Source organism: Ruegeria sp. O5 (genome assembly GCF_056535105.1).
Genome location: NZ_JBQERN010000001.1, coordinates 829,218 through 854,214 on the forward strand (window position 1 = coordinate 829,218; position 24,997 = coordinate 854,214).

The 24,997-nt window shown below is 59.8% G+C and carries 24 protein-coding genes, 1 tRNA gene, 1 pseudogene and 1 riboswitch; of the genes and pseudogenes, 19 read left to right on the forward strand and 7 right to left on the reverse strand.

The features are described from left to right. Positions 1-193: 193 nt before the first annotated feature. A pseudogene (locus tag ACR0M3_RS04140) lies at positions 194-949 on the forward strand (hypothetical protein); the annotation flags it as partial. Between the two features lie 7 nt (positions 950-956). On the opposite strand, the gene ACR0M3_RS04145 reads toward ACR0M3_RS04140, so the two are convergent. Further along, positions 957-1,631 (reverse strand): TIGR04283 family arsenosugar biosynthesis glycosyltransferase, encoded by a 675-nt coding sequence (locus ACR0M3_RS04145; protein WP_480538169.1) that lies wholly within the window; start codon positions 1,629-1,631, stop codon positions 957-959. Positions 1,632-1,704: 73 nt separating this feature from the next. On the opposite strand from ACR0M3_RS04145, the gene ygfZ reads away from it, so the two are divergent. Both ygfZ and ACR0M3_RS04155 read left to right on the forward strand, forming a co-directional pair. Continuing rightward, on the forward strand, positions 1,705-2,448 hold the full coding sequence (gene ygfZ, locus ACR0M3_RS04150; protein ID WP_480564086.1) for a CAF17-like 4Fe-4S cluster assembly/insertion protein YgfZ: 744 nt from the start codon (positions 1,705-1,707) through the stop codon (positions 2,446-2,448). A gap of 106 nt (positions 2,449-2,554) precedes the next feature. Continuing rightward, the gene (locus tag ACR0M3_RS04155; protein WP_480909806.1) at positions 2,555-3,496 is read left to right on the forward strand and encodes an ABC transporter transmembrane domain-containing protein; all 942 of its coding nucleotides are present in this window, start codon (positions 2,555-2,557) and stop codon (positions 3,494-3,496) included. Positions 3,497-3,549: 53 nt separating this feature from the next. On the opposite strand, the gene efp is transcribed toward ACR0M3_RS04155, so the two are convergent. Further along, complete coding sequence (gene efp / locus ACR0M3_RS04160; RefSeq protein WP_209503361.1) at positions 3,550-4,113, reverse strand: elongation factor P; 564 nt, start codon at positions 4,111-4,113, stop codon at positions 3,550-3,552. A 219-nt stretch (positions 4,114-4,332) separates the two neighbouring features. Between efp and ACR0M3_RS04165 the strand changes: the two genes are divergently transcribed. Both ACR0M3_RS04165 and ACR0M3_RS04170 read left to right on the forward strand, forming a co-directional pair. Further along, on the forward strand, positions 4,333-4,653 hold the full coding sequence (locus tag ACR0M3_RS04165) for a DUF6280 family protein (protein WP_037310273.1): 321 nt from the start codon (positions 4,333-4,335) through the stop codon (positions 4,651-4,653). Positions 4,654-4,809: 156 nt separating this feature from the next. Further along, the gene (locus tag ACR0M3_RS04170) at positions 4,810-6,267 is read left to right on the forward strand and encodes a cobyric acid synthase (protein ID WP_480909807.1); all 1,458 of its coding nucleotides are present in this window, start codon (positions 4,810-4,812) and stop codon (positions 6,265-6,267) included. Positions 6,268-6,270: 3 nt separating this feature from the next. On the opposite strand, the gene ACR0M3_RS04175 is transcribed toward ACR0M3_RS04170, so the two are convergent. The 3 genes from ACR0M3_RS04175 to ACR0M3_RS04185 all read right to left on the reverse strand — a co-directional run bounded on the left by ACR0M3_RS04175 (position 6,271) and on the right by ACR0M3_RS04185 (position 9,299). Beyond that, entirely contained in the window at positions 6,271-7,059 is a 789-nt protein-coding gene (locus ACR0M3_RS04175; RefSeq protein ID WP_480909808.1) for a hypothetical protein, read from the reverse strand. Between the two features lie 73 nt (positions 7,060-7,132). Further along, a complete protein-coding gene (locus ACR0M3_RS04180; protein ID WP_209503355.1) occupies positions 7,133-8,551 on the reverse strand; it encodes a TolC family outer membrane protein in 1,419 nt (472 codons plus the stop codon). A gap of 94 nt (positions 8,552-8,645) precedes the next feature. Then, positions 8,646-9,299, reverse strand: a complete 654-nt coding sequence (locus ACR0M3_RS04185; RefSeq protein WP_480909809.1) for a protein-L-isoaspartate O-methyltransferase family protein — start codon at positions 9,297-9,299, stop codon at positions 8,646-8,648. Between the two features lie 224 nt (positions 9,300-9,523). On the opposite strand from ACR0M3_RS04185, the gene ACR0M3_RS04190 reads away from it, so the two are divergent. After that, positions 9,524-9,597, forward strand: a tRNA-Cys gene (locus ACR0M3_RS04190). Positions 9,598-9,775: 178 nt separating this feature from the next. Here the strand turns inward: ACR0M3_RS04190 and ACR0M3_RS04195 are convergent. Beyond that, the gene (locus ACR0M3_RS04195; protein WP_480484275.1) at positions 9,776-10,771 is read right to left on the reverse strand and encodes an NAD(P)-dependent oxidoreductase; all 996 of its coding nucleotides are present in this window, start codon (positions 10,769-10,771) and stop codon (positions 9,776-9,778) included. 102 nt (positions 10,772-10,873) lie between these two features. Further along, positions 10,874-11,078: riboswitch (cobalamin riboswitch) on the forward strand. Positions 11,079-11,172: 94 nt separating this feature from the next. On the opposite strand from ACR0M3_RS04195, the gene ACR0M3_RS04200 reads away from it, so the two are divergent. Genes ACR0M3_RS04200 through cobJ form a run of 7 tightly spaced genes read left to right on the forward strand, consistent with a single transcriptional unit; the run spans position 11,173 to position 19,137 of the window. Continuing rightward, entirely contained in the window at positions 11,173-11,547 is a 375-nt protein-coding gene (locus ACR0M3_RS04200) for a DUF1636 family protein (RefSeq protein WP_480585076.1), read from the forward strand. 4 nt (positions 11,548-11,551) lie between these two features. After that, positions 11,552-12,607, forward strand: a complete 1,056-nt coding sequence (gene cobW, locus ACR0M3_RS04205; protein ID WP_480484222.1) for a cobalamin biosynthesis protein CobW — start codon at positions 11,552-11,554, stop codon at positions 12,605-12,607. A gap of 3 nt (positions 12,608-12,610) precedes the next feature. Continuing rightward, entirely contained in the window at positions 12,611-15,904 is a 3,294-nt protein-coding gene (gene cobN, locus ACR0M3_RS04210) for a cobaltochelatase subunit CobN (protein ID WP_480909810.1), read from the forward strand. Next, positions 15,901-17,022, forward strand: a complete 1,122-nt coding sequence (locus tag ACR0M3_RS04215; RefSeq protein WP_480909811.1) for a cobalamin biosynthesis protein CobG — start codon at positions 15,901-15,903, stop codon at positions 17,020-17,022. The genes cobN and ACR0M3_RS04215 overlap by 4 nt, the downstream gene beginning before the upstream one ends. Further along, the gene (locus tag ACR0M3_RS04220; RefSeq protein ID WP_480909812.1) at positions 17,022-17,651 is read left to right on the forward strand and encodes a precorrin-8X methylmutase; all 630 of its coding nucleotides are present in this window, start codon (positions 17,022-17,024) and stop codon (positions 17,649-17,651) included. The genes ACR0M3_RS04215 and ACR0M3_RS04220 overlap by 1 nt, the downstream gene beginning before the upstream one ends. Next, complete coding sequence (locus tag ACR0M3_RS04225; protein ID WP_480909813.1) at positions 17,648-18,376, forward strand: precorrin-2 C(20)-methyltransferase; 729 nt, start codon at positions 17,648-17,650, stop codon at positions 18,374-18,376. Before ACR0M3_RS04220 ends, ACR0M3_RS04225 begins: the two co-directional genes overlap by 4 nt. Then, entirely contained in the window at positions 18,373-19,137 is a 765-nt protein-coding gene (cobJ, locus tag ACR0M3_RS04230; RefSeq protein ID WP_480909814.1) for a precorrin-3B C(17)-methyltransferase, read from the forward strand. Before ACR0M3_RS04225 ends, cobJ begins: the two co-directional genes overlap by 4 nt. Here cobJ and ACR0M3_RS04235 read toward each other — a convergent pair. After that, complete coding sequence (locus ACR0M3_RS04235) at positions 19,128-19,859, reverse strand: cobalt-precorrin-6A reductase (protein WP_480909815.1); 732 nt, start codon at positions 19,857-19,859, stop codon at positions 19,128-19,130. The genes cobJ and ACR0M3_RS04235 overlap by 10 nt on opposite strands. On the opposite strand from ACR0M3_RS04235, the gene cbiE reads away from it, so the two are divergent. From cbiE to cobF, 6 genes are read left to right on the forward strand one after another with little or no spacing between them, the layout of a single operon-like run. Beyond that, positions 19,858-21,057, forward strand: a complete 1,200-nt coding sequence (cbiE, locus tag ACR0M3_RS04240; protein WP_480504564.1) for a precorrin-6y C5,15-methyltransferase (decarboxylating) subunit CbiE — start codon at positions 19,858-19,860, stop codon at positions 21,055-21,057. The two genes, ACR0M3_RS04235 and cbiE, sit on opposite strands and share 2 nt — an antisense overlap. Next, complete coding sequence (locus tag ACR0M3_RS04245) at positions 21,054-21,422, forward strand: cobalamin biosynthesis protein (RefSeq protein ID WP_480504562.1); 369 nt, start codon at positions 21,054-21,056, stop codon at positions 21,420-21,422. The genes cbiE and ACR0M3_RS04245 overlap by 4 nt, the downstream gene beginning before the upstream one ends. Next, positions 21,419-22,213: a precorrin-4 C(11)-methyltransferase gene (cobM, locus tag ACR0M3_RS04250; RefSeq protein WP_480909816.1), complete on the forward strand. Its 795-nt coding sequence runs from the start codon at positions 21,419-21,421 to the stop codon at positions 22,211-22,213. Before ACR0M3_RS04245 ends, cobM begins: the two co-directional genes overlap by 4 nt. Continuing rightward, the gene (locus tag ACR0M3_RS04255; RefSeq protein ID WP_480484232.1) at positions 22,200-23,522 is read left to right on the forward strand and encodes a cobyrinic acid a,c-diamide synthase CobB; all 1,323 of its coding nucleotides are present in this window, start codon (positions 22,200-22,202) and stop codon (positions 23,520-23,522) included. The genes cobM and ACR0M3_RS04255 overlap by 14 nt, the downstream gene beginning before the upstream one ends. Further along, entirely contained in the window at positions 23,519-24,247 is a 729-nt protein-coding gene (cobA, locus tag ACR0M3_RS04260) for a uroporphyrinogen-III C-methyltransferase (protein ID WP_480830353.1), read from the forward strand. The genes ACR0M3_RS04255 and cobA overlap by 4 nt, the downstream gene beginning before the upstream one ends. Next, entirely contained in the window at positions 24,240-24,983 is a 744-nt protein-coding gene (gene cobF, locus ACR0M3_RS04265; RefSeq protein WP_480909817.1) for a precorrin-6A synthase (deacetylating), read from the forward strand. Before cobA ends, cobF begins: the two co-directional genes overlap by 8 nt. The last annotated feature ends 14 nt before the right edge of the window (positions 24,984-24,997 follow it).

Below are 24,997 nucleotides of genomic sequence, written 5' to 3' on the forward strand. Positions count from 1 at the left end.
TTCACTTGGGCGTGGTGTCTGCCAAAACCGGGATTTTTGTCAAGCCGGATTCCAGTGGTCAAATTACCGCCACTGTTGGGGACGTGTCCGCAAGCCGTTTCCGGTCTCGTCCTGCACCCTTGTGCCCGGTAAGAAGTTACAACTGCACGTGATCCCGGTTGCAGGACGCGCATCACGTTCTAAGATCGGGCACATGAGTTTTGTGACAGACAACCAATTGCCCCTGCTAATCCTGTTTTTTCTGTCAGGATCGATCGGCACCGCCTTTTTGTTCCGCAAGCCAGCAGGGCACAGGGCATGGAAACTGGCCGATCTGGTCTGGGTCGTGCTGGGTGGCATCGGCGCATTGGTGGCTGTTCTGGCGGGGCTTTATACGTCGGACAGTTCGCGACTGGATCGCCAGATTGATGTAGCCTACGCCGCAACATTGGCATTCGACCGGGATGCCGCACGGTTTCGTCTGCGTTTCTGCGACCCTGCTTACGATCCTGACACGGCAGTGCTGTGCGACAAGGTTGAATTCCTGTCGGCATCAACTGCCAGCAACTCGGAATTGCCCCTGTTCATCGCCGTAACCAACGAAGTGGCCCCCCTGCAGGGCCTGCACTTCCTGTTCGGAAGTCAGGGCAAAGATGAAATGGACGAGCTGCGGGATATGACGGCAAAAGCTGATGCTTTCAATATCGACCAGTTCCTCGTATTCACGTCTCTGGACGACAAAACTCAGGTGGCCATCGACAACATGCGCCGTAAGGTACCCGCGATTGCCGGAGATTATCAGATCCTGGCACAAAGCTATGACGATCTGATCCAGCAGGTCGGCAAGTTGAAGGACGAATGGGAATACCTGCAGGCCAATGCCCATATTCTGGTTCTGCAAATCGTGGCGCTTTGTCTTGTTAGCTTTGCTGCCCCGTTTCGACTGGGAAAATCTTTGGTCGAATTGCGCCGGGCGCTCAACGTCGATAGCCCCGCGCCAACACCTGTGGATCAACCCCCAGAAAATAGCGCAGAAGTGTCCACAAGTTCCGCATGCCCCGTCGAGTCCAACCTGCCTGTTCATAGCGCTCCGCGCTCGTAAAGGCGCGCGACTCGAGTATTGCGATCCGTGGCAATGCGCGCACCAGCGCCACATCTTCCATCAAGGGTTGGTCCGGATACCCACCAGCCGCCAGATAGACATCACGCGGAACCAGCAACCCCTGATCTCCGTACGGTAAACCGAACAGCCTGCTGCGCAAATTGGCCCATCCGGCCACCCAGGTCGGCGCAAACCCACGCGCGCGAAAAGCCAACCGAAACGCAGCTGGTGCGTTGGAGGGTAGATGGGCGCTTACGCTCTCGGCCCATCCCTGTTGCAGCACGGTATCGGCATGAAGGATTAACAACCATTCACCATCAGCCTGCGCACACCCCCGGCGCAATTGACCGCCGCGCGACGGCTCACCTTTCAGAACAAGCGCGCCAACATCTTCTGCAATTCTCAACGTCTGGTCTGTTGAGCCTGCATCGCTGACGATCAGGTCCCTGATCAGCCCGGAATGCACCCCTTCCATCAGGGCTTCAAGGCACGCAGGCAAGGAACCGGCGGCATTCAAGGTTGGAATCACTACAGTGACGGGTGCGGGCACGTCCGATAACCTCTGGTCTTGACTGCGGGACTTCCTATATCACGAGGCCAAAGGCAATGACGAGGACCAAGCCATGCTCACCCGCCGCATCCTGCGCCTGACCGGCTCGGACACCGAAGACTTTTTGCAGGACCTTGTCACCAATGACGTTCGGGGGCTGGGCAATGGGCTTGTTTATACGGCGTTGCTTACTCCACAGGGCAAGTATCTGGCCGATTTCTTTCTGAAACGCGATGACGGTGGAGTGCTGCTGGACGTGGCCGAGCCTTTTGCAAATGACCTGATCAAGCGCCTGAACATGTACAAACTCCGGGCGGATGTAGTAATCGAAGGCACGGATCTACATCTGCAACGCGGCACTGGGCCAGCACCGGACACCGCCCTTCCTGACCCTCGTCACCCGGATATGGGTTGGCGCGATTACTCGACAGCTTCGGAAGGCGATGACGGAACCGACTGGGACGCGCTGCGCGTTCGACACTGCATCCCCGAGGCTGGGGTCGAACTGACGCCAGACAGTTATATCCTCGAATCCGGGTTCGAGGCGCTGAACGGCGTGGACTTCAAAAAGGGTTGCTATGTCGGTCAGGAAGTGACTGCGCGCATGAAGCACAAGACAGAATTACGCAAAGGCTTGCGGCGGGTCTTTGTCGAAGGCTCGGTTCCGGTGGGGACTGAGATTGCCGCAAACGGCAAACCTGTCGGCACCCTGTTCACGCAATCAGGCGGACACGGAATCGCGTATCTGCGCTTTGACCGTGCGAATGCAGACATGTTGGCCGGAGACGTCGTGGTTCGCCTGACGGACCAAGAATAACTTGTTGCCAAATCGGCACGGCCTTATCCGCCGTATGTTTCGTAAAGTTTGAACCCGTTACCCAGCCCTGCCAATGTGTCGGCACAGGGGCAACACGGATACCCGCATGTTTCAGCTTTATTCCGCGATTTGGCGCGCCAGCGCCGGACGGCAGATTATACTCATCCTGTTATCCATTGCCATTGCCGGGCTTGCCGCAGTTCCGCTTGAATTTCAACGCGATATTGTCAACCACCTTACGTCCAACGATCTTCATGTCGAAACGCTGGTTCTGCTGGGCATCGGCATGATGATTGTCATCCTGCTAAGCCTAGCACTGAAATGGGTTCTGGGTTTTCGCGCGGGTACATTGGGCGAAGATATGATCCGGCTGATCCGGCAACGCTTGCTCTGGCGCGCGACCGACCTGAAGGAAACGGGTGAAAATCTGCGCAAGGGCACCATGACGACCGCCATCTCAGCCGAGGCTGAGGAGCTGGGCAAGTTCGCAGGGGGCGCGTTCTCGGACCCGGTGGTTCAGGTTGGAACGCTGGTCAGCGTGATCGGGTACATATCCTCAACGCAGCCAGGCCTTGGCCTTATCGCGTTTTCCATGATTGTGCCCCAGATCATTATCGTTCTGGTGTCGCAACGCAAAGTGAACACGTTCGTCGCCGAACGCGTCCGCCTTTTGCGCAGCGCCACTGATAGGCTGACCACCGAGGATATCGATGCCGTCGAGCGGGATATCAATGCCCTGTTCGACGACATCTATGACACAAGGCGGCGCATGTTTCTTTGGAAGCTTTCGGCCAAGTTCCTATTGAGCGTAATCAACGGCGCCGGAACCGTAGGTATTCTGATGTTGGGCGGTTATCTGGTGCTGCAGGGAAAGACCGATGTCGGCACGGTGGTGGCCGCGACCAGCGGGCTTGGCCGGATACAGGGCCCGACCGCGTTCCTGATCGCCTTCTACAGACAAGTCAGTGCCAACCGCATCAAATACGAGCTGATGCTGGAACTATTCGGCCCGGACCCCGCGCATTACCGGTACCGCAACAGTGCATAAAAAAGACCGCGCAGCAGCTGCTTGCGCGGTCTGACATTAAAAGCGACGAAACGTCACGCGCGTTCGGAATATTCCATCGTTTCGGTGTTCACGATGATCATTTCATCCTGACCGATGAACGGCGGCACCATGACTTTCACGCCATTGTCCAGAATTGCAGGCTTGAACGAGTTCGCAGCGGTCTGACCTTTGACGACCGGCTCGGTTTCGACAATCTTGCAGGTCACTTTCTGCGGCAGCGTCGCGTTCAGCGCTTCACTTTCGTAGAATTCGACAACAATCGTCATGCCATCCTGAAGGAACGGACGACGCTCGCCCAGCAAATCCGCTGGCAGTTCAATCTGTTCGTATGTTTCAGCATCCATGAAGACCAGCATGCCATCGGTTTCATACAGGAACTGCTGATCCTTCTGTTCAAGGCGCACACGCTCAACCTTGTCAGCCGAGCGGAACCGTTCGTTCAGTTTCGAACCATTGCGCAGGTTGCGCAGTTCGACCTGCGCGAAAGCGCCGCCCTTGCCGGGCTTCACATGGTCAACCTTGACCGCGGCCCAAAGGCCGTCGTTATGCTCAAGCACATTGCCGGGGCGAATTTCGTTCCCATTTATCTTGGGCATTACATAATTCCTTCACAAACGGTTGATGCGTCAGTTGCGCCTCCTATATCTGGCGGGAACATACCTGACAAGACAACCAAACCTAGTGCTGCAAGTGCAGCGAGATATGCAAGTGACGCAACGCAACTATGCATATTAGCTGTATCCGAATCGCACTTTATCGGTCATAAGGACCGTCACGCCGAAAATTGCAAGAGCAAGAAAAACAAGGAAGACGAGATGAGAGATTTCGTTGACGGCACTGCCTTTAACAACGAACAAGGCAATCGTGCTCGCAAACTTTTCGCGGCCGTTGTGTTGGCCGCACTCGATGACGCCATTGCCGATGACAAGAAGTATGGCAATGGCCCGGAACAAATCGCCCGTTGGGCGCGCTCGCGCGATGGACGCGAAGTGCTGTCTTGCGCGGGAATCGACCCGAACGAGCGGGTTGTCAGCGGACTGATGGAGTTCGTTGGCCGTGGCGTGCGGACCTCGGTCGCGCTGTCGCGTGAAGAAAGCGAGCGTCGCAATGCCGCTCAGCAGGCTGAAGCTGCCTGATCCAAGGCTGTTTCAACTCAGAAAAAACGCGCTCTGCCATCAGAGCGCGTTTTTCTATGCGTATCCCACCACGATCCCGGGCGTCAGGATGAGTTCGGGGCTTCCCCTGCCCGCCCAAATCAGGTCATCTGCGCCTTGACAGGTAGGAGACAATCCATGGTTCGCGCCATCATGATTCAAGGCACCGGCAGCAATGTCGGAAAATCCGTTCTGGTGGCGGGGCTTGCGCGGGCTTTTACACGGCGGGGTCTTCGGGTTGCGCCCTTCAAACCGCAGAACATGTCGAACAATGCTGCTGTTACAGAAAACGGTGGGGAAATCGGTCGCGCACAGGCCCTTCAGGCACGGGCGGCAAGGCGGGCGACGCATACGGATATGAACCCTGTATTGTTAAAACCTGAAACTGATACCGGCGCGCAGATCATTGTTCAGGGGCAGCGCGCGGGCACCATGAAAGCCGGTGATTACCGCAAGGATAAATCCAGACTGCTAAGCGCCGCACTGGAAAGCTTTGACCGGCTGTGCAACGACGCGGATCTGGTTCTGATCGAAGGGGCGGGCAGCCCGGCCGAAACAAACCTGCGCAAGGGTGACATCGCCAATATGGGCTTTGCCTGCGCTGCGAACATACCTGTAATACTTGTCGGCGACATTCACCGCGGCGGTGTGATCGCACAGATCGTTGGCACTCAGGCGGTTCTGGACGACGGCGATCTTGCGCGAATTCGGGGCTTCGCCGTCAATCGGTTCAAGGGCGATGTGTCCCTTTTTGACGAAGGGCGCGATGATGTTGCCTCTCGTACTGGGTGGCCCTGTCTGGGGGTCGTGCCATGGTTTCATGACGCCTGGAAGCTACCGGCCGAAGATATGATGGACATCCGTTCTCACACAGGCGGCACCTGCAAGGTTGTTGTGCCACAGCTTGAACGGATGGCGAATTTCGACGACCTTGATCCATTGTCGGCCGAACCCGGTATGAGTGTCGAGATCATTCCGGCCGGACGCGCATTGCCGGGCGATGCCGATCTGGTTTTGCTACCGGGCAGCAAATCCACCATCGGAGATCTGGCCTATTTCCGTGCACAAGGCTGGGACATCGACCTGTACGGTCATGTTCGGCGCGGCGGGCATGTGCTGGGTCTCTGTGGTGGCTTTCAGATGCTGGGCAAGACCATTTCCGACCCCGATGGCGTAGACGGTCGACCGGGTAAGGTCGACGGGTTGGGGTTGCTGGATGTGGACACAGTCATGGGAGGACAAAAGCAAGTTGTCCTGCGTACGGCCCATGCGTTGCCGGACCGAGAGCCAGTCACCGGATACGAAATCCACATGGGCCACACAAACGGGCCGGATTGCACCAATGCATGGCTTGAGGTCGAAGGCCGCCCTGAAGGCGCGGCCAGCGCAAACGGGCGGATCAAGGGAAGCTATCTGCACGGTATCTTTTCGTCCGACGCATTCCGGGCGCGGTATTTGTTAGCGTTAGGCGTGACCTCGGACCTGTCCTATGAGGACGGCGTCGAGCAGGCGCTGGACGATCTGGCCGATCATCTGGAGCGCCACATGGACCTTGACCTGCTGCTCAGCCTCGCGCAGCCCCCGCACCGTGGCTGAGAGTTACTCCAGATCCTGAGCCGCAAGAGCGCGGGCGATCTCTCGCCTGACCATCTTGCGCACATTTCGTGTAATCCGCTCACCCATCGTTCCTTGCAGCTCGGCGCGGACAACCTCTGCGATCAGGGTGCGCAGAGCGTCTTCATCCATGTCGATCGTCCTGACGTTTTCGTCGGAATCAGGTTCTTCGGCATCAGCATCAGACACAACAGCCTGAGACGACCGGATGAATTCCGCCTGATAAGGTGCACCTTCGTCCTGCTGAACCGCCTCTGGTTCGTCACCACCGGCAGCATCAATCGACATCGCAGCGGCAAATTCTTCTTCGACATCCCATGGCAGCGCGTGAGACGGTGTGCCCGAATATGCATCCTGGCTGTCACCGTCCGGTTCCCACTGATCTTCTGTTTGCGCAATGGCCGCTTCCAGCGCTTCGATCTTTGCACTCAGGCTGCTTGTTGCATCATCCGCCGCGGCGCGTTTCGTCTCGGCTGTTTCTGGCTTGTCCCGGTCGGCGTTCGCGGGTTGACCCGTCTGAACGATGTCGCAGGTGCGCAGCAACATCGGCTTCGCAGCATCTGAAACTTCGGCTTCTGATACAGCTTTAGCGGGAATCACCCCCAATTGATCTGGTGTGCTGATCCGCAAAGCATCTGTAAGCACCAGCCGCCCCGGCTTGCGTGCCTTAGTCGTTTGATCCGCGACGGTTTTATCACGACTGTCTTCACTGACCAGACGTTTGACCGAAGACAGAACGTCTTCGATCCCTGCTTTCACGACATTATCAGACATTGTTCTCTACCGCTCTATCCTTGGATCGAGTGTAGCCAAACAATCCGCGCCTCACAACAGATAGTATTGGCGATCAGTCCCGGCGCAATGCTTTGAGAACGCGATCCAGATCCTTGCTTTGCTTGCTGACCTGTGCCGGCGCATTTTTGACCAGATTGTAATACAAAGTCGGATCATAGATTTGCACCGCCAGCCCAAGACGCTCGGCTGTCAGAAGGCCCTGCGCCTGCAACAACTGATAGGCAGCCCGTGACCGTTCGGTGCGCGAAGCGACTTCTGCCAGCTGTGCATCCAGCAAATCCTGCTGCGCATTCAATACATCCAGAGTTGTTCGCGCGCCCAGAGTTGCTTCTTCCCGGATGCCATCAAACGCCACCTGCGAGGCGTTAACGCGCTCGGTTGACGCCCTCAGACTGGCGCTGGCCGCCTGAAACGCCGCATAACGGTCGGTCACACCCTGCGTGATGTTCTTTTGAACGTTCAGAAGATTCGCGCGCGAGGCATCCCGGCTGGCCATTGCGCGGCGGACATTTGCCGCCAACCGGCCACCCGCGTAGATGGGTTGTGTGAAGTTCAGCGACACGGTGGCGTCGTTCACATAGTCATTGTTGTCATAACGCTCGGACACGCCAGCATCGGCATTCAGGCTGACATTCGGCCCAAGGTTTGCCCGTTGCTGCTGCACGACCAGATCAAACGCCCTGACCTGATGCTGCGCCGACAGAATGGCCGGGTGGTTGCGTTGCGCCAGGTTCACAGCTTCAGCTTCGGAACGCGGCAGATTGGGCAGGCTCGGCTGACCAGCCGTTCGCCCCGGTGCCTTTCCGACCGCGTTCACGTATTCGGCCTGCGCAATGCTCAATTCACCGCGTGCCACAGCCAGATCCGCCTGAGAGCTTGCCAGCTGCGCTTCGGACAATGCGACGTCCGTCCGGGTTACTTCGCCCACTTCGAAGCGGTCATTCGACGCCCTAAGTTCCTCTGCCGACACATCCACGTTGTTCTGGCGGATCGCCACGGTCTCTTCTTGCAACAGGACGCCCAGATAGGCATTTGCTGCGCGGATAAGAACCTGTTGTTCGATATCGATCAGGGTTTGCCGGGTCGATAGCACCGTTTCCTGCGCCGACTGCTTGCCCAGCACCGACGCGCCGCCATCATACAAAAGCTGGCTCAGCGTCAGGCCCGAAAAGAACCGCGACGGCTCGTTTGTCGTCACGACGTTATTGACCCGCGAACGGGTGTAATCCTGGCTGACCTGCACGGTCCAGTTGATGATTGGCCGCAACGCGGAAAGCGCAATGGCCACATCTTCATCCGCCGCTCGCAGCAACGCCCGGTTCTGCTCAAGCAAACCACTGGTGTTATACGCGCCGATGAACGCATCCGTTATGTTGTCTGCCCACGCTGCACGCCCTGGCATCACGCTCATGGCAAGTCCTGCGGTCACAGCAAACGCCCTGACCAGCTTACCTGTCGCCGAACCACGCATACCAAAATCCTCTCAAACGAAATTACACTGCCCTACAGGCAGTTTGCGGCCTTCTTTTCAACTAATCAAGGTGATAGAAAAATCTATCGGCGGACTATAGCGAAAATGCACACTCTGCCGAAAAACCTTCCAGAACCGGCGCATTGGCATTGAACACATCACGCCAACTGACGCGGCCCCCGGTTTTTCGACCAATCCGAACTGTACCCAGGTTGCCGTTGACAAACAGACACACGATCCGACCGTGATCCTTGAGTTGATCCAACAGGGCATTGGGCACCTGCTCGACACCGCCCTGCACCATGATCGCATCATAGGGGCCGTGTTCTGCCACACCCTGCTCCAGCGCGCCGACGTGGATAATAGCGTTGTGCACGTCAGCTTCGGCCAAGAGGCTTTGCGCCTCGGCTGCAAGGGTTTCGTCGCTTTCAACACCCACAACCAACTCAGCCATCCGCGCGGTGACAGCCGTGGAATATCCCATTGCCGGAGCGATATCGAGGACCATCTCATCCTTGGATATGTTCAGCACGTCCAGCATTTTAGCCAGGGTTCGCGGCTCCAGCATGCTGCGCCCGTCACCCAGATCAATCAGGCCGTCCACATAGGCCGCCTCGCGCTGAGAATCGGGCACGAAGCTTTCCCGCGGAACACTCAGCATCGCCTCAATGATCGGGAACTTGGTGACGTCAGAGGGGCGGATCTGTGTATCAACCATTGTGCGGCGCCGGGCTGCGAAGTCAGTCATTGGATATCTCGTCTCATTCCCAAAGATGTCGGGCTTGTGCCATATCCTGAACCTTCCAGCAACGCCCCTGTTGCCGCAACCTGAATCTTGATCACCTCCTTGGGCGTGGACGTCGGCAAATTTCGATCTTGCCGGCAATTTCGCGCGCAATCCACTGGACGCCCCAGAGGAAAGCTGTTAAAAACCCAGTCACACCACGGCAAGTATTTGATTTTACTTGAAAAGGCGAGTTGGCGGAGTGGTGACGCAGCGGATTGCAAATCCGTGTACACCGGTTCGATTCCGGTACTCGCCTCCAACTACATCCTAATCGCTGACTTGGCCCCGCAGTACGCGCGTGTGACGCTTGGTATTTTCAGACGTTCATGGCCCGCGATTCTGTCGAACTGCGGGCCAGATATGGCGTGTTTTTTCGGAACACCTGCCTACCCCTGCTCGTTCACGGGGCGCGATGTAGTCTGGTGTTTGCCTTACCCTCAGGCGCGCCCTTGTGGCACAACCTCGTATCCCGGCTCTTCCGGTTCATCATCCGTCATTTCGGCTGGAAAGCCCGGGGCGGTGATATCCAGGCCGGTTGCCTCTTCCAGCCGTTTGATAATATTTGGTGAAAGCTCGCGTTCGCCATATCGTGCGATACCATCGTTAAAGATGTTGATCATCACCGGGTTTATTTCCAGCGGCACCCCGGCGCGGTCGGCGACCTCCTGAAACAAACCGATATCCTTCTTCACCAGATCCATGGTGAAGGAAATATCGCGCGACCCGTTCAGGATGACCTGACTTTCGGTTTCGTGCACGAAGGATGTGCCGGACGAGATTTTGATCGCCTCATAGGTCGTGTTCAGATCCATCCCCGCAGCCTTTGCTGTAACCAGTGCTTCGGCGCAGGTAATCAGGTTGGCAGTGGCAAGATAGTTGGTCATCACTTTCAGCACCGAGGCCGAGCCCAGCTCGCCGGTGTGCAAAACCCGGCGGCCCATTGTCGTCAGGAACGGCAGAATTCGTTCAAACGTTTCCCGGTCACAGCCCGCAAAGATCGAGATATTGCCCGTCGCGGCACGGTGGCACCCGCCAGAAACCGGGCAATCCACAGCTGCACCGCCGCGTGAAATGACTTCGGCACCGAGGCGTTTGACTTCGGCTTCGTCTGTGGTCGACATCTCCATCCAGATCTTGCCGGGGCCCACTTCGGGCAACATCTCCTTCATGACTGCGTCCGATGCTGCCGGAGACGGCAGACAGGTGATCACCGCATCGCAATCGCGCATCAGCTGGGCGGGCCCTTCTGCCGCCTTTGCGCCTTTGGCGACAAATTCGGCCACCAGATCTGCGTTCAGGTCATGCACAGTCAGGTCAATGCCATTGCGCAAAAGGGATCCCGAAAGCTTGCCGCCAACGTTACCCAGACCGATAAATCCCACTTTCATATGACGCATCTCCAAGTTCGTCGTTTTCCCGTCATGCGACCACATACCGAACACGCACTTCATGCCGCCGAACGACGCCTACAGGTCGCTTTTTTCACCTTGGCTTATTTGTTGCGCGCGAACCGCTTGACAAGCGGGCCGGCGGTGCCGCATGTCCCGGACGTTGGTGTCGGCAACAGCCGATGAAAAGGGAATGCGTCAACGGTTCATCCGCCAAACGCAGCCGCCCCCGCGACCGTGACCGGAGAGGATGCCCAATGCCACTGGCCTGTGCCGGGAAGGCGGGACATCCGACAGAGCAACCGCTCTGGCATCCGCAAGCCGGGAGACCTGCCAACACCCGAAGTTGAAACCGGGCGGGGTGTTCCGGTGTCGGGTCCATGTGCAGACGTGGTGCCCGCATGAAACCCCGTCCCCCGCGAAGAGGATTTGGGGGGATGAGAGACATGACCGAGACCGCACCGGTAGAACTACTGGTCTGCACGACTTGCCGCCGGGGTCTGCCCGTCGAGGATGACGCTGAGCGTCCCGGCACATTGTTGCACAAGGCCTTGGAACAGGCTGCCCTGCCAGATGGCATCATTCTGAAACCTGTCGAATGCCTTTCGAACTGCGATCAGGGCTGTTCCATCGTTCTTCGGGGCGGGCCGGATCGCTGGACCTTTGTTTACGAGAACCTGAACGAAATCGATCACGTCGATGTCATCATCGATGGTGTGACCAAGTATCTGGCCACAGACGATGGTCTGGTGAAGTGGCGCGACCGTCCTGAACATTTCCGCAAAAACTGCGCCTCGCGCATTCCCCCGATTGGAGGCTGAGATCATGTCGAACCTAGAAAAACTTCCCGTCACCGTGATCACCGGCTTTCTGGGCTCGGGCAAAACCACGCTGGTGCGTCATCTGATGCAGAACCCGCAGGGAAAGCGTCTTGCGATTGTTGTTAACGAGTTTGGCGATGTGGGTGTTGATGGTGACATTCTAAAATCCTGCGCGATACCGGATTGCCCTGCGGAAAACATCATGGAACTGGCAAACGGCTGCATTTGCTGCACCGTGGCTGATGATTTCATCCCGACCATCGAGGCGCTGATGGCGCTGGAACCGCGCCCGGATCACATCCTGATCGAAACATCCGGCCTTGCACTGCCCAAACCGCTGCTGAAAGCATTTGATTGGCCTGATATCCGTTCGAAAATCACCGTTGATGGCGTGATTGCGCTGGCCGATGCCGAGGCTGTGGCCGCCGGTCGCTTTGCTCCGAACGTTGAAGCGGTGGATGCCCAACGGCTGGCTGATGACTCGATCGATCACGAAACACCCTTGTCCGAGGTGTTCGAAGATCAAATCTCGTGCGCGGATATCATCCTGCTGACCAAGCCCGATCTAGCAGGTCCCGAAGGTGTCGCGAAAGCCAAACAGATCATCGCCGCCGAGGCACCGCGGCCGCTTCCCGTTGTCGAGGTCGCCGAGGGTGTCGTCGACGTACGTGTCGTGCTTGGCCTTGAGGCTGCCGTCGAAGATGACATGGACGCGCGCCCGTCACATCACGATGGCCATCACGATCATGAGCATGACGATTTCGAGAGCATCATCGTCGAGTTGCCGGAACAGACCGACCCTGCGGAACTGGTAGCCAGAATCGAACGTCTTGCGACTGAGCTGAATATCCTGCGCGTCAAAGGCTATGCCGCCGTCGCTGGCAAACCGATGCGCCTGCTGGTTCAGGCTGTCGGCGCGCGGGTTCGTCACCAATACGACCGCCCGTGGGAGCCCGGTGAAGAGCGCCGCTCGCGCCTGGTCGTGATTGCCGAGCATGACGACATCAAAGAAGCCGAAATCCGTGATATCCTCGTGGGTGTGACCGAGGTTGCCGAGTAAGTCATGCACGTCGTCTTTCGCGAAAGCCACGGGCTCGAGGAAACCGAGACCCCAACCGATCTGGGCCAAAGCCCGGGTGATCTGGTTGTGCTGTCCTTTTCCGACAGTGACCTGGGCGCTTTCGCGGCGGGCTGGCATCGCGGCGGCGGGCCTGAGGGGCGGATGCCCACGATGCGGCTGGCCAATCTTGCGGCGCTGAAGCACCCTCTGTCCGTCGATACCTATGTCGAACAGACACTTGAAGGCGCAAAGGGCATCCTGATCCGTCTGATCGGTGGCGTGCCCTATTGGTCTTACGGATTGCAACAGGTTCTGGCACTGGCGCAGGCCAAAGGCATCGCTCTGGCCGTTTTACCGGCGGATGGGCGCGAAGACACTCGGTTGGATGAGTATTCGACCCTGCCCCTCTCGACCCTGAGGCGGCTGGCACATCTGTGTGACACCGGCGGCGAAGTCGCCGCGCAGGCCGCATTGGCCCAGATGGCGCTGGCAGCAGGGCTTTATGCCGGGCCAGTGATAGGCGCAAAAACCCTGCCCGAATGCGGTGCGTGGTGCCCGGATCAGGGTGTCGTCCCGGTGGATTCCGCGTTCGATAACGATGCGAAACGCATCCTTGTCACCTTCTACCGCGCATATCTGACATCCGCAGACACCGCCCCGGTCGCGGCCCTGATCCGCAGCCTGCGCGCCCGCGGGCTCCAGGCGGTGGGTCTGTTTGCCCCGTCACTCAAGGCCCCGGTCGCTGCCGACTGGCTCAGGGAACAGGTCGTTGCCCTGAGACCATCGGCGATCATCAACGCCACTTCATTCTCGGGCAAGGGCGCATCCGGCACGTCGCCTCTGGACGCAGCGGATGTGCCGGTGTTTCAGGTCGCCCTCGCCACCTCGCGACGCAAGGCCTGGGCCGAGGCGGAACGCGGCCTGTCACCCGCCGACCTCGCCATGCACGTGGTATTGCCCGAAGTGGACGGGCGAATATCGGCAGGCGTTGTCTCTTTCAAAGAGCCGGGCAAGCGCGATCCGCATCTGGAATACTCGCGTTTTGCGCATCGGGCCGAGCCGGACCGGATCGAGGCGATCATCGACCGGGTATCGGGCTGGCTTGCCCTGAATGACAAACCAAAGGCAGATCAGATTCCCGCATTGGTACTGTCCACATATCCGGGCAAAGACTGGCAAATGGCCCATGCGGTCGGTCTCGACGCACTGGCCTCGGCTGAGGCGATGTTGTCTGATCTTTGCGGTGAAGGCTACGACACAGCAGCTGGCGAACCAATTGCCGACACACTCTTGGAGGCCCGGATATCGTGGCCGCTTGAGGATTATCTGAGTGCACTCGCAGAATTGCCCCAGATCCTGCGCACCGATCTGCACACCGTATGGGGCAATCCCGAGCAAGACCCAACTTTCGCTCATGGCGCGTTTCACTTCACGGCTTTGCGACGCGGCAAGGCACTGGTCGCACTGCAACCAGAACGCGGAACACCTGAGCTGCGGGATGACGACTATCATGACCTCTTGCGCACCCCGCGCCACAGTTATGTCGCCTTCTATTTGTGGCTGCGCAAAGGTCTTGGCGCGGACGCGCTGATCCATATCGGTGCGCATGGCACACTGGAATGGCTGCCCGGCAAATCGGTCGCCCTATCAGCAGACTGCTGGCCCGAGGCGCTGATCCGTGACCTGCCGGTGATCTACCCGTTCATCGTCAACGACCCAGGTGAGGCCGCGCAGGCCAAGCGCCGGATCGGCGCGGTGACCCTGGGCCACATCCCGCCCCCCATGAAAGAAAGCGGAACGCCTGACCGGATGGTGCGACTGGAAGCCCTGCTGGACGAGTTCTCAAACGCGGACGGCCTTGACCCCAGACGCCGTGACCGGTTGCAGGAAGATATCCGGGATGAGGCGCAAGCCATTGGGCTGGAGCACGATCTGGGCCTGAACCAGGCCACCAGCACCGCGGAAGCAATCACGCGCATCGACCGCTTTGTCTGCGATATCAAAGAAAGCCAGTTTGGCGACGGGCTGCACGTCTATGGGCGTGTTCCGGATGTGATCGGCAGTTTCGACCCAGCCCCATCCGCCCATGCCGAACGCAAGGCACTGATCAATGCGTTGGCTGGCAAGCGGATCGAGGCTGGCCCGTCCGGCTCGCCCTATCGGGGCCGCTCTGACGTGCTGCCGACCGGGCGAAACCTGTTCACCACCGACCCGCGGTCTGTGCCCACCCGCGCAGCCTACACGCAAGGCGTGAAACTGGCCGAGGAACTGGTACGGCGGCACTTGCAGGAGGAAGGCGATTACCCGAAAGGGCTGATTGTCGATCTGTGGGGATCGGCCACCATGCGCACTGCGGGCGAAGAATTCGCCATGGCCCTGCACCTGCTGGGTGTAAAGCCGGTTTGGGATAAGGGATCCGAGCGGGTTTCGGGTATTGAAGTGCTGCCCATCACCGACCTGAGCCGCCCGCGCCTGGACGTCACCCTGCGGGTTTCAGGCTTGTTTCGCGATGTGTTCCCTACGTTGTCAGCCCTTTATGGTCAGGCGGTCCGGGCTTTGTCAGAGCGTGATGAAGCGACTGACTGGAACCCCTATGCCGGTCACGCCCCGGCTGCGCGGGTGTTTGGCCCGGCACCCGGCAGTTACGGCCTGAACATGACCCATCTGTCCGAGACCTATACGGACGAGGCGCGCGCCCAAGCCGGGGAGGCATGGCTTGAGGCCAGCTCGTACGCGCTGGAAGGTGAGCACGTTGCGCAAGACAAAGCGGGAATCACGGATCGTGTCGCCAATGCCGACAGTTTTGTTCACCTCCAGGATCTGACGGAAACTGACCTGCTGCTGGCCAACGACTATGCCACGCATGAAGCCGGTTTTGCCGCCGCCAAAAACATCACTCGTGGCACCGCTCAGCTTTACCATCTGGACAACACCAACCCCAATAATCCGCGCGCCCGGACTCTGCCGGAAGAAATCAGCCGCGTCGTTCATGCCCGCGCTGCCAACCCCGGCTGGATTGCCGGGATGCAGCGCCATGGGTTTCGCGGCGCCGCCGAGATCGCGGCGACGCTGGATCACATGGCCTCATTCGCACATCTGTCGGGCACTGTCGCTCCGCATCTGTTTGATCTCTACCACGAAGCCACATTGGGCAATGAGGCCGTTGATGCCTTTCTGCAAGAGGCTAACCCGAAGGCCCATCAGGCCATGCAAGACAGGTTCCGTGCACTGCTGGAAGCGGGGCTTTGGAACACACGCCGGAATTCGATCCGGGCCGATTTGGAGGGTTTGGGATGAGTGCACCTATCGTTCAAGGATGGTGTCCCGGCGCGCATCGTCCGATGATGTCAGGCGACGGGCTGGTCGTGCGGGTCCGTCCGCGTCTGGCGCGACTGAATGCCAGGCAGGCTATTGGTTTGTGCGAACTGGCTGAACGGTTCGGCAATGGCACCATCGACCTGACCAATCGTGCCAACCTGCAACTGCGCGGCGTGGATGAGCGCGACCACCAGCCGTTGCTAGTGGAACTTGCGGCGCTGAACTTGCTTGATGCGGAACCCGGCATCGAAGTACGCCGCAATATTCTGGTTACACCGCTCTATCAGGCGGGCGATTTGACCGCGCGGCTGACACAGGAGTTGATTGATCGACTGGCCGAATTGCCTGCTCTGCCCGCTAAGTTTGGTTTTGCCATAGATACAGGCCCGAAGCGCCTGTTAGCCTCAGATTCCGCAGATATTCGTCTGGAACTGGGTGCCGACGGTCTGATCCTGCGCGCCGACGGCTGCAAAACCGGGCGACGTGTGACCGAGGATGACGCCATTGACCACGTGATCGCGCTGGCCCGATGGTTTGCCCAAACCTATACGGCCGAGACACGTCGCATGGCGCGGGTCACCCACGCGTTGCCACAGGAATGGCAGGGATTTGCCCCCGGTCCTGTCGGTGAAAAACTGCAACCCGGCCCCTGTGAACTGGGTGCTCTCTATGGCGCGGCGTTCGGCTCGCTGCCTGCGCGCAAGCTTTGTGAACTGATTGAAGCCAGCGGCGCTTCAGCCCTGCGTGTCACCCCGTGGCGACTGATCCTGCTGGAAAGCGGGGCGGCGATACCCGCCCCGGATTTTGTCACGGACGGAGCCGATCCGATGATGACAACCGACGCCTGCCCCGGCGCGCCTTTCTGCCCGCAAGCGCAAGTGGAAACCCGCGACATCGCCCGTGCATTGGCCCAGCGTATTCCCGGTCGCCTGCATGTCTCGGGCTGCGCCAAAGGATGCGCCCATATGGGCCCGGCCGACATCACAGTGGTCGGAAACAACGGGCGATTTGATCTTGTCAAAAAGGGCCGCGCAGGGGATGAGCCCTGCCAACGCGGGCTCGCCCCCGAAACACTCATGACCATGGACTTCACCTGATGCCCCACACTTACGAAACTGATGGCGCGGCGATCTACAAGGAAAGCTTTGCCACCATCCGGTCCGAGGCTGATCTGACCCGCTTTGATGCCGATGAAGAGCAGGTCGCCGTTCGGATGATCCACGCCGCCGGCATGGTCGGGCTGGAGGAGTTTGTACATTTCTCACCCGGATTTGTGCAGACCGCACGCACGGCGCTGGAAAACGGCGCGGCGATCCTGTGTGACGCGCGCATGGTCAGCGAGGGTGTGACCCGCTTCCGTCTGCCTGCAGACAACCAGGTGATCTGCACCCTACATGACGAACGCGTGCGCCCTCTTGCCGCCGAAATGAGCAACACCCGTTCGGCCGCTGCGCTGGAACTCTGGCGACCGCATCTGGAAGGTGCTCTGGTCGCCATCGGAAACGCGCCCACCGCGCTGTTTCACTTGCTGAACATGCTGGAAGACCCCGATTGCCCGCGCCCTGCTGCGATCATCGGCTGCCCGGTCGGATTTGTCGGAGCGATGGAGTCCAAAGACGCGTTGTGGCAGGCGCAACCCGTTCCGTCCTGCATTGTCAAAGGCCGTCTGGGTGGCAGCGCCATCACCGTTGCAGCCATCAACGCCATCGCAAGCCGGGCGGAATGAAAATGGGTACCATATACGGCGTGGGCCTTGGCCCCGGTGACCCGGATCTGATGAGTGTCCGGGCCGATCGCCTTCTGCGCAACGCCAAGCACGTGGCATTCTTTCGCAAACCGGGTCGCAGCGGTCAGGCCCGCAAAATCGTCAACGGGATGATCCCCGAAGGCGCGGTTGAATTCCCGATGGAATACCCTGTGACCACCGAGATTCCGGTCACCGATCCGCGTTATAATGAATTGCTGGCGGCGTTTTATGAAGAGTGCACAGCACACCTGAAGACGCTGTCGGCACAGGGTGAGGATGTGGTGGTCCTGTGCGAGGGTGATCCGTTTTTTTACGGCTCGTTCATGCATCTTTACAATCGGTTGCGTGACGAAGCTCCGGTTGAAGTTGTGCCAGCCATCACGGGTATGTCCGGTGCGTGGACGGCCACGGGCGATCCGATCACCTGGGGGGACGATGTGCTGACCGTGCTGGTCGGCACCCTGCCCGAGAAAGTTCTGGCTGAACGCATGGCGCAGACAGATGCCTTGGTCGTGATGAAAATCGGGCGGAACATCGACAAGGTGAAACGCGCGCTGAAAACCTCTGGTCTGTATGACCGCGCATGGATTGTCGAATACGCGCAGATGCCGAACCAGGCGGTGACAAAATTGTCTGAGGCCTGCGAGAAGATCACCCCATATTTCTCGATCATCGTTGTTCATGGTCAGGGGCGCCGACCATGAGCGGCTGGGTCAAGATCGCAGGCCTTGGTCCGGGGGACGAGGCGCTGGTCACCCCCGAAGTTACAGCGGCTTTGGCCGACGCCACCGATGTGGTGGGCTACATCCCTTATGTGGCCCGCGTGGCCGACCGCCCCGGCCTGACCCTGCACGCCAGTGATAACCGGGTTGAAATCGACCGCTCGCAACACGCGCTGCAAATGGCGGTCGAAGGCAGGCGGGTGGTTGTTGTGTCCTCGGGCGATCCCGGTGTGTTTGCAATGGCGGCAGCGGTGTTCGAAGCGTTGGAGAATGGCCCAACAGAATGGCGTGACATTCAGATAGATGTGCTGCCGGGGATCACCGCGATGCTGGCCGCATCTGCCCGCGCGGGCGCTCCGATGGGGCATGATTTCTGCGCCATCAACCTTAGCGACAACCTAAAGCCTTGGGCACTGATCGAAAAACGCCTGCGCTTGGCTGCGCAGGCCGATTTTTCGATGGCATTCTACAACCCCCGCTCGAAGTCTCGCCCGGAAGGCTTTGTAAAGACACTGGAAATCCTACGCGAAGAATGCGAGCCCGAGCGGGTGATCCTGTTTGCGCGCGCCGTGTCACGAGCGGATGAGGTGATCCGGGTTTCTACTCTTGCCGAGGCCACGCCCGAGATGGCGGATATGCAGACCGTGGTTATTGTCGGTTCGTCGCGCACCCGAGTCATCGAACGCAAAGGCACGCCGATCGTCTATACGCCACGCTTCACCCCGGTCGAGGATCAGGGATGAGACACCCAGTCCAGAACCTGTGTGACAGCCGAAAGCTCGGTCCGCTTAGGCAGAACAGGGCGCTCGATCATAAGCACTGGCAGGCCCAGCGCCCGCGCTGCGTCCAGCTTGGCGCGCGCACCCAAGCCGCCCGCGTTCTTGGACACCACAAGCTGCGTCCTGTGTTGCTGCATCAATGCGCAGTCATCGGCTTCTGCAAAAGGACCCCGGGCCACGACAACCTGCGCCAAAGGAAAAGGCACGCTGTCAGGCTCGTCCACCAGACGCAGCAGGTAGTGATGCTGGGGCTGGGCTGCAAAGTCTTCAAGATGCATACGCCCGACAGCCAGGAACACACGCTGCGGATCACCTGCAAGCGCATCGACGGCGGCAGTGATATCGGGCACGCGGTGCCAGACATCGCCGGGTTGCAGCTTCCACGCCGCGCGGGTCAAGGCGGCCAGTGGAACCTGAGTTGTGTGACACGCCTCAATCGCGTTCCGGCTCATCTGCGCCGCAAATGGATGGGTCGCATCCACGACATGGGTGATCGCGTTTTCACGGATGTAGTGGGCCAGACCTTCCGGGCCGCCAAACCCGCCAACTCGCACCGGCAACGGCTGCGGACGCGGGGTTTCCACCCGTCCCGCATAAGAATACACAGCCGCAATCCCCTGTTCCGCAACAGCTTTGGCCAGAGCGTTGGCCTCGGTCGTGCCGCCAAGAATCAGGAGGTTGGGCATGTCTGAATCTCCGTGGCTGACCGTTTTGGGATTGGGCGAAGATGGGCTTGATGGCCTGTCGCCTGCAAGCCGTCAAGTGCTGGACCGGGCCGAAGTGATCATGGGGCCGCCTCGTCACCTGTCGCTGCTGCCGGAAAACGAGGCTGAGCGGGTCGAATGGCCGGTGCCGTTCTCGGACGGATTGCCGATCCTGAAAGGCCTGCGCGGACGGCAGACGGTGGTTCTGGCGTCAGGTGATCCGTTCTGGTTTGGCGCGGGGTCCGTCATCGCGCGTAACTTTGATGCCAAAGAGTGGACCGCCCTGCCCGGCCAGTCTACATTTTCGCTGGCCGCCGCGCGGCTGGGCTGGCCTTTGGAAAGCACGCTGACCTTTGGCCTGCACGCTGCGCCTTTGACCCGATTGCGGCCGCATCTGGCCCCGGGACTTCATGCCATTGTGCTATTGCGTGACGGCAAGGCAGTTGCTGAACTGGCGACATATCTTAGCGAAACCGGATTTGCCGACAGCGCGTTGCATGTGATGCAGGCCCTCGGCGGCCCGCGTGAAAGCGTCCAGACAGTGAGCCTGACCGAAGCTTTGCTGGGAACCTTCGATCATCCCGTCTGCGTCGGGTTGGAAGTGACCGGCACTGGGCGGGGACTGTCCAAGGCCTCGGGCAAGCCAGATGATCTTTTTGAAACCGACGGTCAGATTACAAAACGCCCGATCCGGGCACTGACCCTGTCCGCACTGGCCCCGCAGCGGGGCGAGCATCTGTGGGATATCGGCGGTGGCACTGGTTCGATCAGCATCGAATGGCTGATGTGTGACCCGACCCTGACCGCCACCAGTATCGAACCCCGCGCAGACAGGGCCGAACGCATTCGTCGCAATGCCGACGCGCTGGGGCAGGATCGGTTACAGGTTGTCCACGGTACCGCGCCCGAAGCGCTGGCCGGTTTGCCCCTGCCAGACGTGGTTTTCATCGGCGGTGGGCTCAGCCCCAGTCTGCTGGCGTGGCTTCGCGACGCCCTGCCCGCTGGCACCCGGTTGGTCGCCAATGCGGTAACGTTGGAAAGCGAAGCACTGTTGGCGCGATGGCACCAAGACCTGGGCGGAGACCTGTTGCGGATCGAACTGGCACATTCTGCACCGCTCGGACCGCGGCGCGGCTGGAAGGCTGCCTATCCGGTCGTGCAGTGGAGCGTGACCTTATGATCGTGGCAGGCTTGGGCTTTTCATCAGACGCGACGGCAGACAGTTTGCGCGCCGCCTATGACGCGGCAGCGGCCAGCCATGATGTCCAAGCTCTGGCGACGGTTGCCGACAAAAGCGGCCACTCTGCGCTGGCGGCCTTTGCGGAAAGCCTTGCCCTTCCGCTGCATTTCGTGGCGGCTGCCGATTTGGCCGGACAACGCACCCTGACATGCTCTAACCGCAGCCGTGCCGCTTATGGCACCGGCAGCGTAGCCGAAGCATCCGCCCTTGCCGCCGCCGGGTCCGGCGCGCGGCTGCTTTCACCCAGACACATTTCGGACGACCGGCTGGCCACCTGCGCCATCGCCATCGGAGGACAAACATGACCGTTCATTTCATCGGCGCCGGACCGGGCGCTGCAGACCTGTTGACATTGCGCGGGCGCGACATCATCGCCTCGTGTCCTGTATGCCTATATGCCGGATCACTGGTGCCCGAGGAGATTCTGAGCCACTGCCCCAAAGACGCAAAAATCGTCAACACTGCGCCCATGGATCTGGACCAGATCATGGCCGAGATCGAAGTCGCGCATAAAGCGGGTCAGGATGTGGCGCGGCTGCATTCGGGCGATTTGTCAGTCTGGTCGGCGATGGGCGAACAGATCCGCCGCCTGAAAGAAATGGGCATTCCGGTCAGTGTGACCCCTGGCGTACCATCCTTTGCCGCCGCCGCAGCGGCCCTGGGCACCGAACTGACCCTGCCGGGACTGGCGCAATCGGTGGTTCTGACCCGGACGCCGGGGCGCGCGTCATCCATGCCCGAAGGTGAAACGCTAGTGAATTTTGCCCGTACCGGCGCGACTTTGGCTATTCATCTGTCAATCGGCAATCTGGACAAGGTTATCGCAGACCTGATCCCGGCTTATGGCGCCGATTGTCCGGTGGCCGTTGTGTATCGCGCAAGCTGGCCGGATGAAAAGATCATCCGCGCAACGCTGGAAACCCTGAAAGGGTCGCTGGACGAAAGCATCTCGCGCACGGCTTTGATCATGGTAGGCCCCGCGCTGGCCGGTGAGGGTTTTGACGAAAGCTGTCTTTATTCCAGAGATTACGACCGCCGCTATCGCCCACAAAGTGCCGACAGCCCTTGGTCAAGCTGGAGCCATGGTGATGACTAACCCTCCGGGTATTTTGATTTCAGCACCCTCTTCGGGTACCGGCAAGACGACGGTCATGCTGGGCCTTTTGCGCGCGCTGGCCGAAGATGGCCTGACCGTGCAACCCTTTAAAAGTGGGCCGGATTATATCGATCCCGCCTTTCACCGGGCGGCTGCCGGGCGGGCTTCGTTCAATCTGGACAGCTGGGCAATGACGGATCCCCTGTTCAGCGCTATTTCCGCTCAGGCTGAAGGCGCTGACATTGTGGTGGCCGAGGGCTCGATGGGTTTGTTCGACGGTGTCGCAAAGCCCGGCGAAGTTGGGCACGGTTCAAGCGCCGAGACCGCCCTGCGCATGGGCTGGCCCGTTGTACTTGTGTTGGATGTGGGCGGGCAGGCACAATCAGCGGCGGCAACGGCGCTGGGGTTCAGGATGTATAATCCTGACCTGCCCTTTGCCGGAGTGATCCTGAACCGATGCGCCAGCCCCCGCCATGAACGCCTGACCCGTCTGGGGATGGAGCGCGCGGGCCTGCCTGTTCTGGGCGTCCTGCCCCGGCGTGGTGACTTGACCCTGCCCGAGCGGCATCTGGGACTTATTCAGGCGGTCGAACATCCCGATCTGGAAAGCGCCATTGTAGGTTATGCCGCGTTCTTGCGAGAACATGTGGACCTTGACGCAATCAAGCGGGCGGCTTCCTCAGGCCCCGGCGGGCCATCGTCAGCCGCGCTGCCGCGCCCCCCCGCCCAGCGGATCGCGCTGGCCCGCGATGCCGCCTTTTCCTTTACCTACCCCCACCTTTTGCAGGGGTGGCACGATGCGGGTGCCGAGATCTTGCCTTTTTCCCCCTTGGCGAACGAACCTCCGGCGGCGGATGCCGATCTGGTCTGGCTGCCCGGCGGGTACCCCGAATTGCACGCCGGAACATTGGCAGCGGCCACCACCTTCCTGAGTGGTTTGCGAAAACATGCGGAAACAAAGCCGGTGCACGGAGAATGCGGCGGCTACATGGCACTTGGTCAGGCGCTGATCGACAAGGACGGCGTGCAACATGAAATGGCCGGCTTGCTGGGGCTCGTCACATCCTACCAGAAGCGCAAGTTCAATCTTGGCTACAGAAAAGCCGAGTTGTTGGCCCCCATGCCCGGCTTTGCCAAAGGCGCAGCCTTGCGCGGGCACGAGTTCCACTATTCCTCGATCGTGGATCAACCGGACGCCCCATTGGCACGCGTGTTTGACGCCGAAGGGGAAGAAGGTCCGCAAACCGGATCACTGCGTGGCAATGTCACTGGCACGTTCTTTCACCTGATTGCGGAGGCGTCGGCATGAGCGGCTTTGTTTCTTTCATCGGCTCTGGCCCCGGTGATCCGGAACTGCTGACACTCAAGGCGGTGGACCGGATGCAAAAGGCCGATGCGATCCTGTTCGACGATCTCAGCAGCGGCCCGATCCTGAGCCATGCGCGCGACGATGCGGATCTGGTTGGCGTCGGAAAGCGGGCCGGTCGTCCGTCCCCCAAGCAGGACCATGTCAGCCGGTTGTTGGTGGATTACGCGCAGTCCGGTCAGCATGTGGTGCGCCTGAAATCCGGCGACGGCGGTATGTTCGGACGGCTAGAGGAAGAGCTTGTCGCCCTGCGCGCAGCTGGTATCGCCTATGAGATCATTCCCGGCGTCCCCTCAGCAGTGGCAGCGGCAGCGGCCGCAGGCATTCCGTTGACGCGCAGGCTCACGGCCCGGCGGGTCCAGTTCGTGACCGGCCATGACGTCAGTGGTGAGTTGCCCGACGACCTGAACCTGAAAGCGCTGGCTGATCCGCAGGCCACGACCGTCGTTTTCATGGGCAAGCGCACCTTTCCCCTGCTGGTCGAAGCCCTGCACACGCAAGGATTGCCGTTGGATACTCCGGCGCTTATGGCCGAATCCGTCTCGACCCCCGAGCAAAAGCTGCAACGCGCCACGATTGGCGCGCTGGCAGAGCAGCTGAGAACCGAGATTGGCAAAGCACCGGCGCTGATCCTTTATGGTCCGCTGGCGGAGTTCGACGATGATTGATCTGAGCTTGATCGGTATCGGTACCGGCAATCCGGATCATGTAACGTTTCAGGGCGCGCAGGCGATCCGGGCGGCGGATTTGATCCTGATTCCACGCAAGGGGGAAAACAAGGCTGATCTGGCCGGGCTGCGTGAAGCGATCATCGAGCGTGTCGCCGAAACGCCGCCGCAGATTGCCTATTTCGATATTCCCCAGCGCCGGGCCGACGATGGCTACCTGCGCGGTGTCGATGAATGGCACGACGCCATCGCCCTGCGCTGGCAAGCGGCCATAGCCGCTCATCCAGAGGCGCAGCATGTCGCGCTGCTGATTTGGGGGGATCCGTCCCTCTATGACAGCTCACTGCGCATCGCTGCCCGGTTGAACCCGCAACCCAATACCAAGGTTATCCCCGGCATCACCGCCTTGCAGGCGCTGACCGCTGCCCATGCGATTCCGATCAATGATCTGGGCGCGCCCTACGTTGTCACAACCGGTCGTCGTATCCGGGATGAAGGCTGGCCTGATGCGGCCTCGAACGTCGCTGTGATGCTGGACGGCGAATGCTCGTTCCAAACCCTTGATTTGGCAGATTATGACATCTGGTGGGGCGCCTATGTGGGTATGAAAGAAGAGGTTCTGATCAGTGGCCCGCTGGATGAGGTTGCGCAGAATATCCTTGAGACCCGGGCGAAAGCCCGCGCCGAACATGGCTGGATCATGGATATCTACCTGTTGAAGATGCGGCGGAAGTAACGCACGGGCACATG

Excerpts from the sequence above, each read along its gene's own strand:
- ACR0M3_RS04225 (WP_480909813.1), top strand. The coding sequence starts at position 17,648 with ATGAAAATGGGTACCATATACGGCGTGGGCCTTGGCCCCGGTGACCCG.
- cobM (WP_480909816.1), top strand. The coding sequence starts at position 21,419 with ATGACCGTTCATTTCATCGGCGCCGGACCGGGCGCTGCAGACCTGTTG.
- ACR0M3_RS04245 (WP_480504562.1), top strand. The coding sequence starts at position 21,054 with ATGATCGTGGCAGGCTTGGGCTTTTCATCAGACGCGACGGCAGACAGT.
- ACR0M3_RS04180 (WP_209503355.1), bottom strand. The coding sequence starts at position 8,551 with ATGCGTGGTTCGGCGACAGGTAAGCTGGTCAGGGCGTTTGCTGTGACC.
- cobW (WP_480484222.1), top strand. The coding sequence starts at position 11,552 with ATGTCGAACCTAGAAAAACTTCCCGTCACCGTGATCACCGGCTTTCTG.
- cbiE (WP_480504564.1), top strand. The coding sequence starts at position 19,858 with ATGTCTGAATCTCCGTGGCTGACCGTTTTGGGATTGGGCGAAGATGGG.
- ACR0M3_RS04215 (WP_480909811.1), top strand. The coding sequence starts at position 15,901 with ATGAGTGCACCTATCGTTCAAGGATGGTGTCCCGGCGCGCATCGTCCG.
- ygfZ (WP_480564086.1), top strand. The coding sequence starts at position 1,705 with ATGCTCACCCGCCGCATCCTGCGCCTGACCGGCTCGGACACCGAAGAC.
- cobJ (WP_480909814.1), top strand. The coding sequence starts at position 18,373 with ATGAGCGGCTGGGTCAAGATCGCAGGCCTTGGTCCGGGGGACGAGGCG.
- ACR0M3_RS04220 (WP_480909812.1), top strand. The coding sequence starts at position 17,022 with ATGCCCCACACTTACGAAACTGATGGCGCGGCGATCTACAAGGAAAGC.
- ACR0M3_RS04155 (WP_480909806.1), top strand. The coding sequence starts at position 2,555 with ATGTTTCAGCTTTATTCCGCGATTTGGCGCGCCAGCGCCGGACGGCAG.
- ACR0M3_RS04255 (WP_480484232.1), top strand. The coding sequence starts at position 22,200 with ATGGTGATGACTAACCCTCCGGGTATTTTGATTTCAGCACCCTCTTCG.
- cobF (WP_480909817.1), top strand. The coding sequence starts at position 24,240 with ATGATTGATCTGAGCTTGATCGGTATCGGTACCGGCAATCCGGATCAT.
- ACR0M3_RS04195 (WP_480484275.1), bottom strand. The coding sequence starts at position 10,771 with ATGTGGTCGCATGACGGGAAAACGACGAACTTGGAGATGCGTCATATG.
- ACR0M3_RS04185 (WP_480909809.1), bottom strand. The coding sequence starts at position 9,299 with ATGACTGACTTCGCAGCCCGGCGCCGCACAATGGTTGATACACAGATC.
- ACR0M3_RS04200 (WP_480585076.1), top strand. The coding sequence starts at position 11,173 with ATGACCGAGACCGCACCGGTAGAACTACTGGTCTGCACGACTTGCCGC.
- cobN (WP_480909810.1), top strand. The coding sequence starts at position 12,611 with ATGCACGTCGTCTTTCGCGAAAGCCACGGGCTCGAGGAAACCGAGACC.
- ACR0M3_RS04170 (WP_480909807.1), top strand. The coding sequence starts at position 4,810 with ATGGTTCGCGCCATCATGATTCAAGGCACCGGCAGCAATGTCGGAAAA.
- efp (WP_209503361.1), bottom strand. The coding sequence starts at position 4,113 with ATGCCCAAGATAAATGGGAACGAAATTCGCCCCGGCAATGTGCTTGAG.
- cobA (WP_480830353.1), top strand. The coding sequence starts at position 23,519 with ATGAGCGGCTTTGTTTCTTTCATCGGCTCTGGCCCCGGTGATCCGGAA.
- ACR0M3_RS04165 (WP_037310273.1), top strand. The coding sequence starts at position 4,333 with ATGAGAGATTTCGTTGACGGCACTGCCTTTAACAACGAACAAGGCAAT.
- ACR0M3_RS04175 (WP_480909808.1), bottom strand. The coding sequence starts at position 7,059 with ATGTCTGATAATGTCGTGAAAGCAGGGATCGAAGACGTTCTGTCTTCG.
- ACR0M3_RS04235 (WP_480909815.1), bottom strand. The coding sequence starts at position 19,859 with ATGCCCAACCTCCTGATTCTTGGCGGCACGACCGAGGCCAACGCTCTG.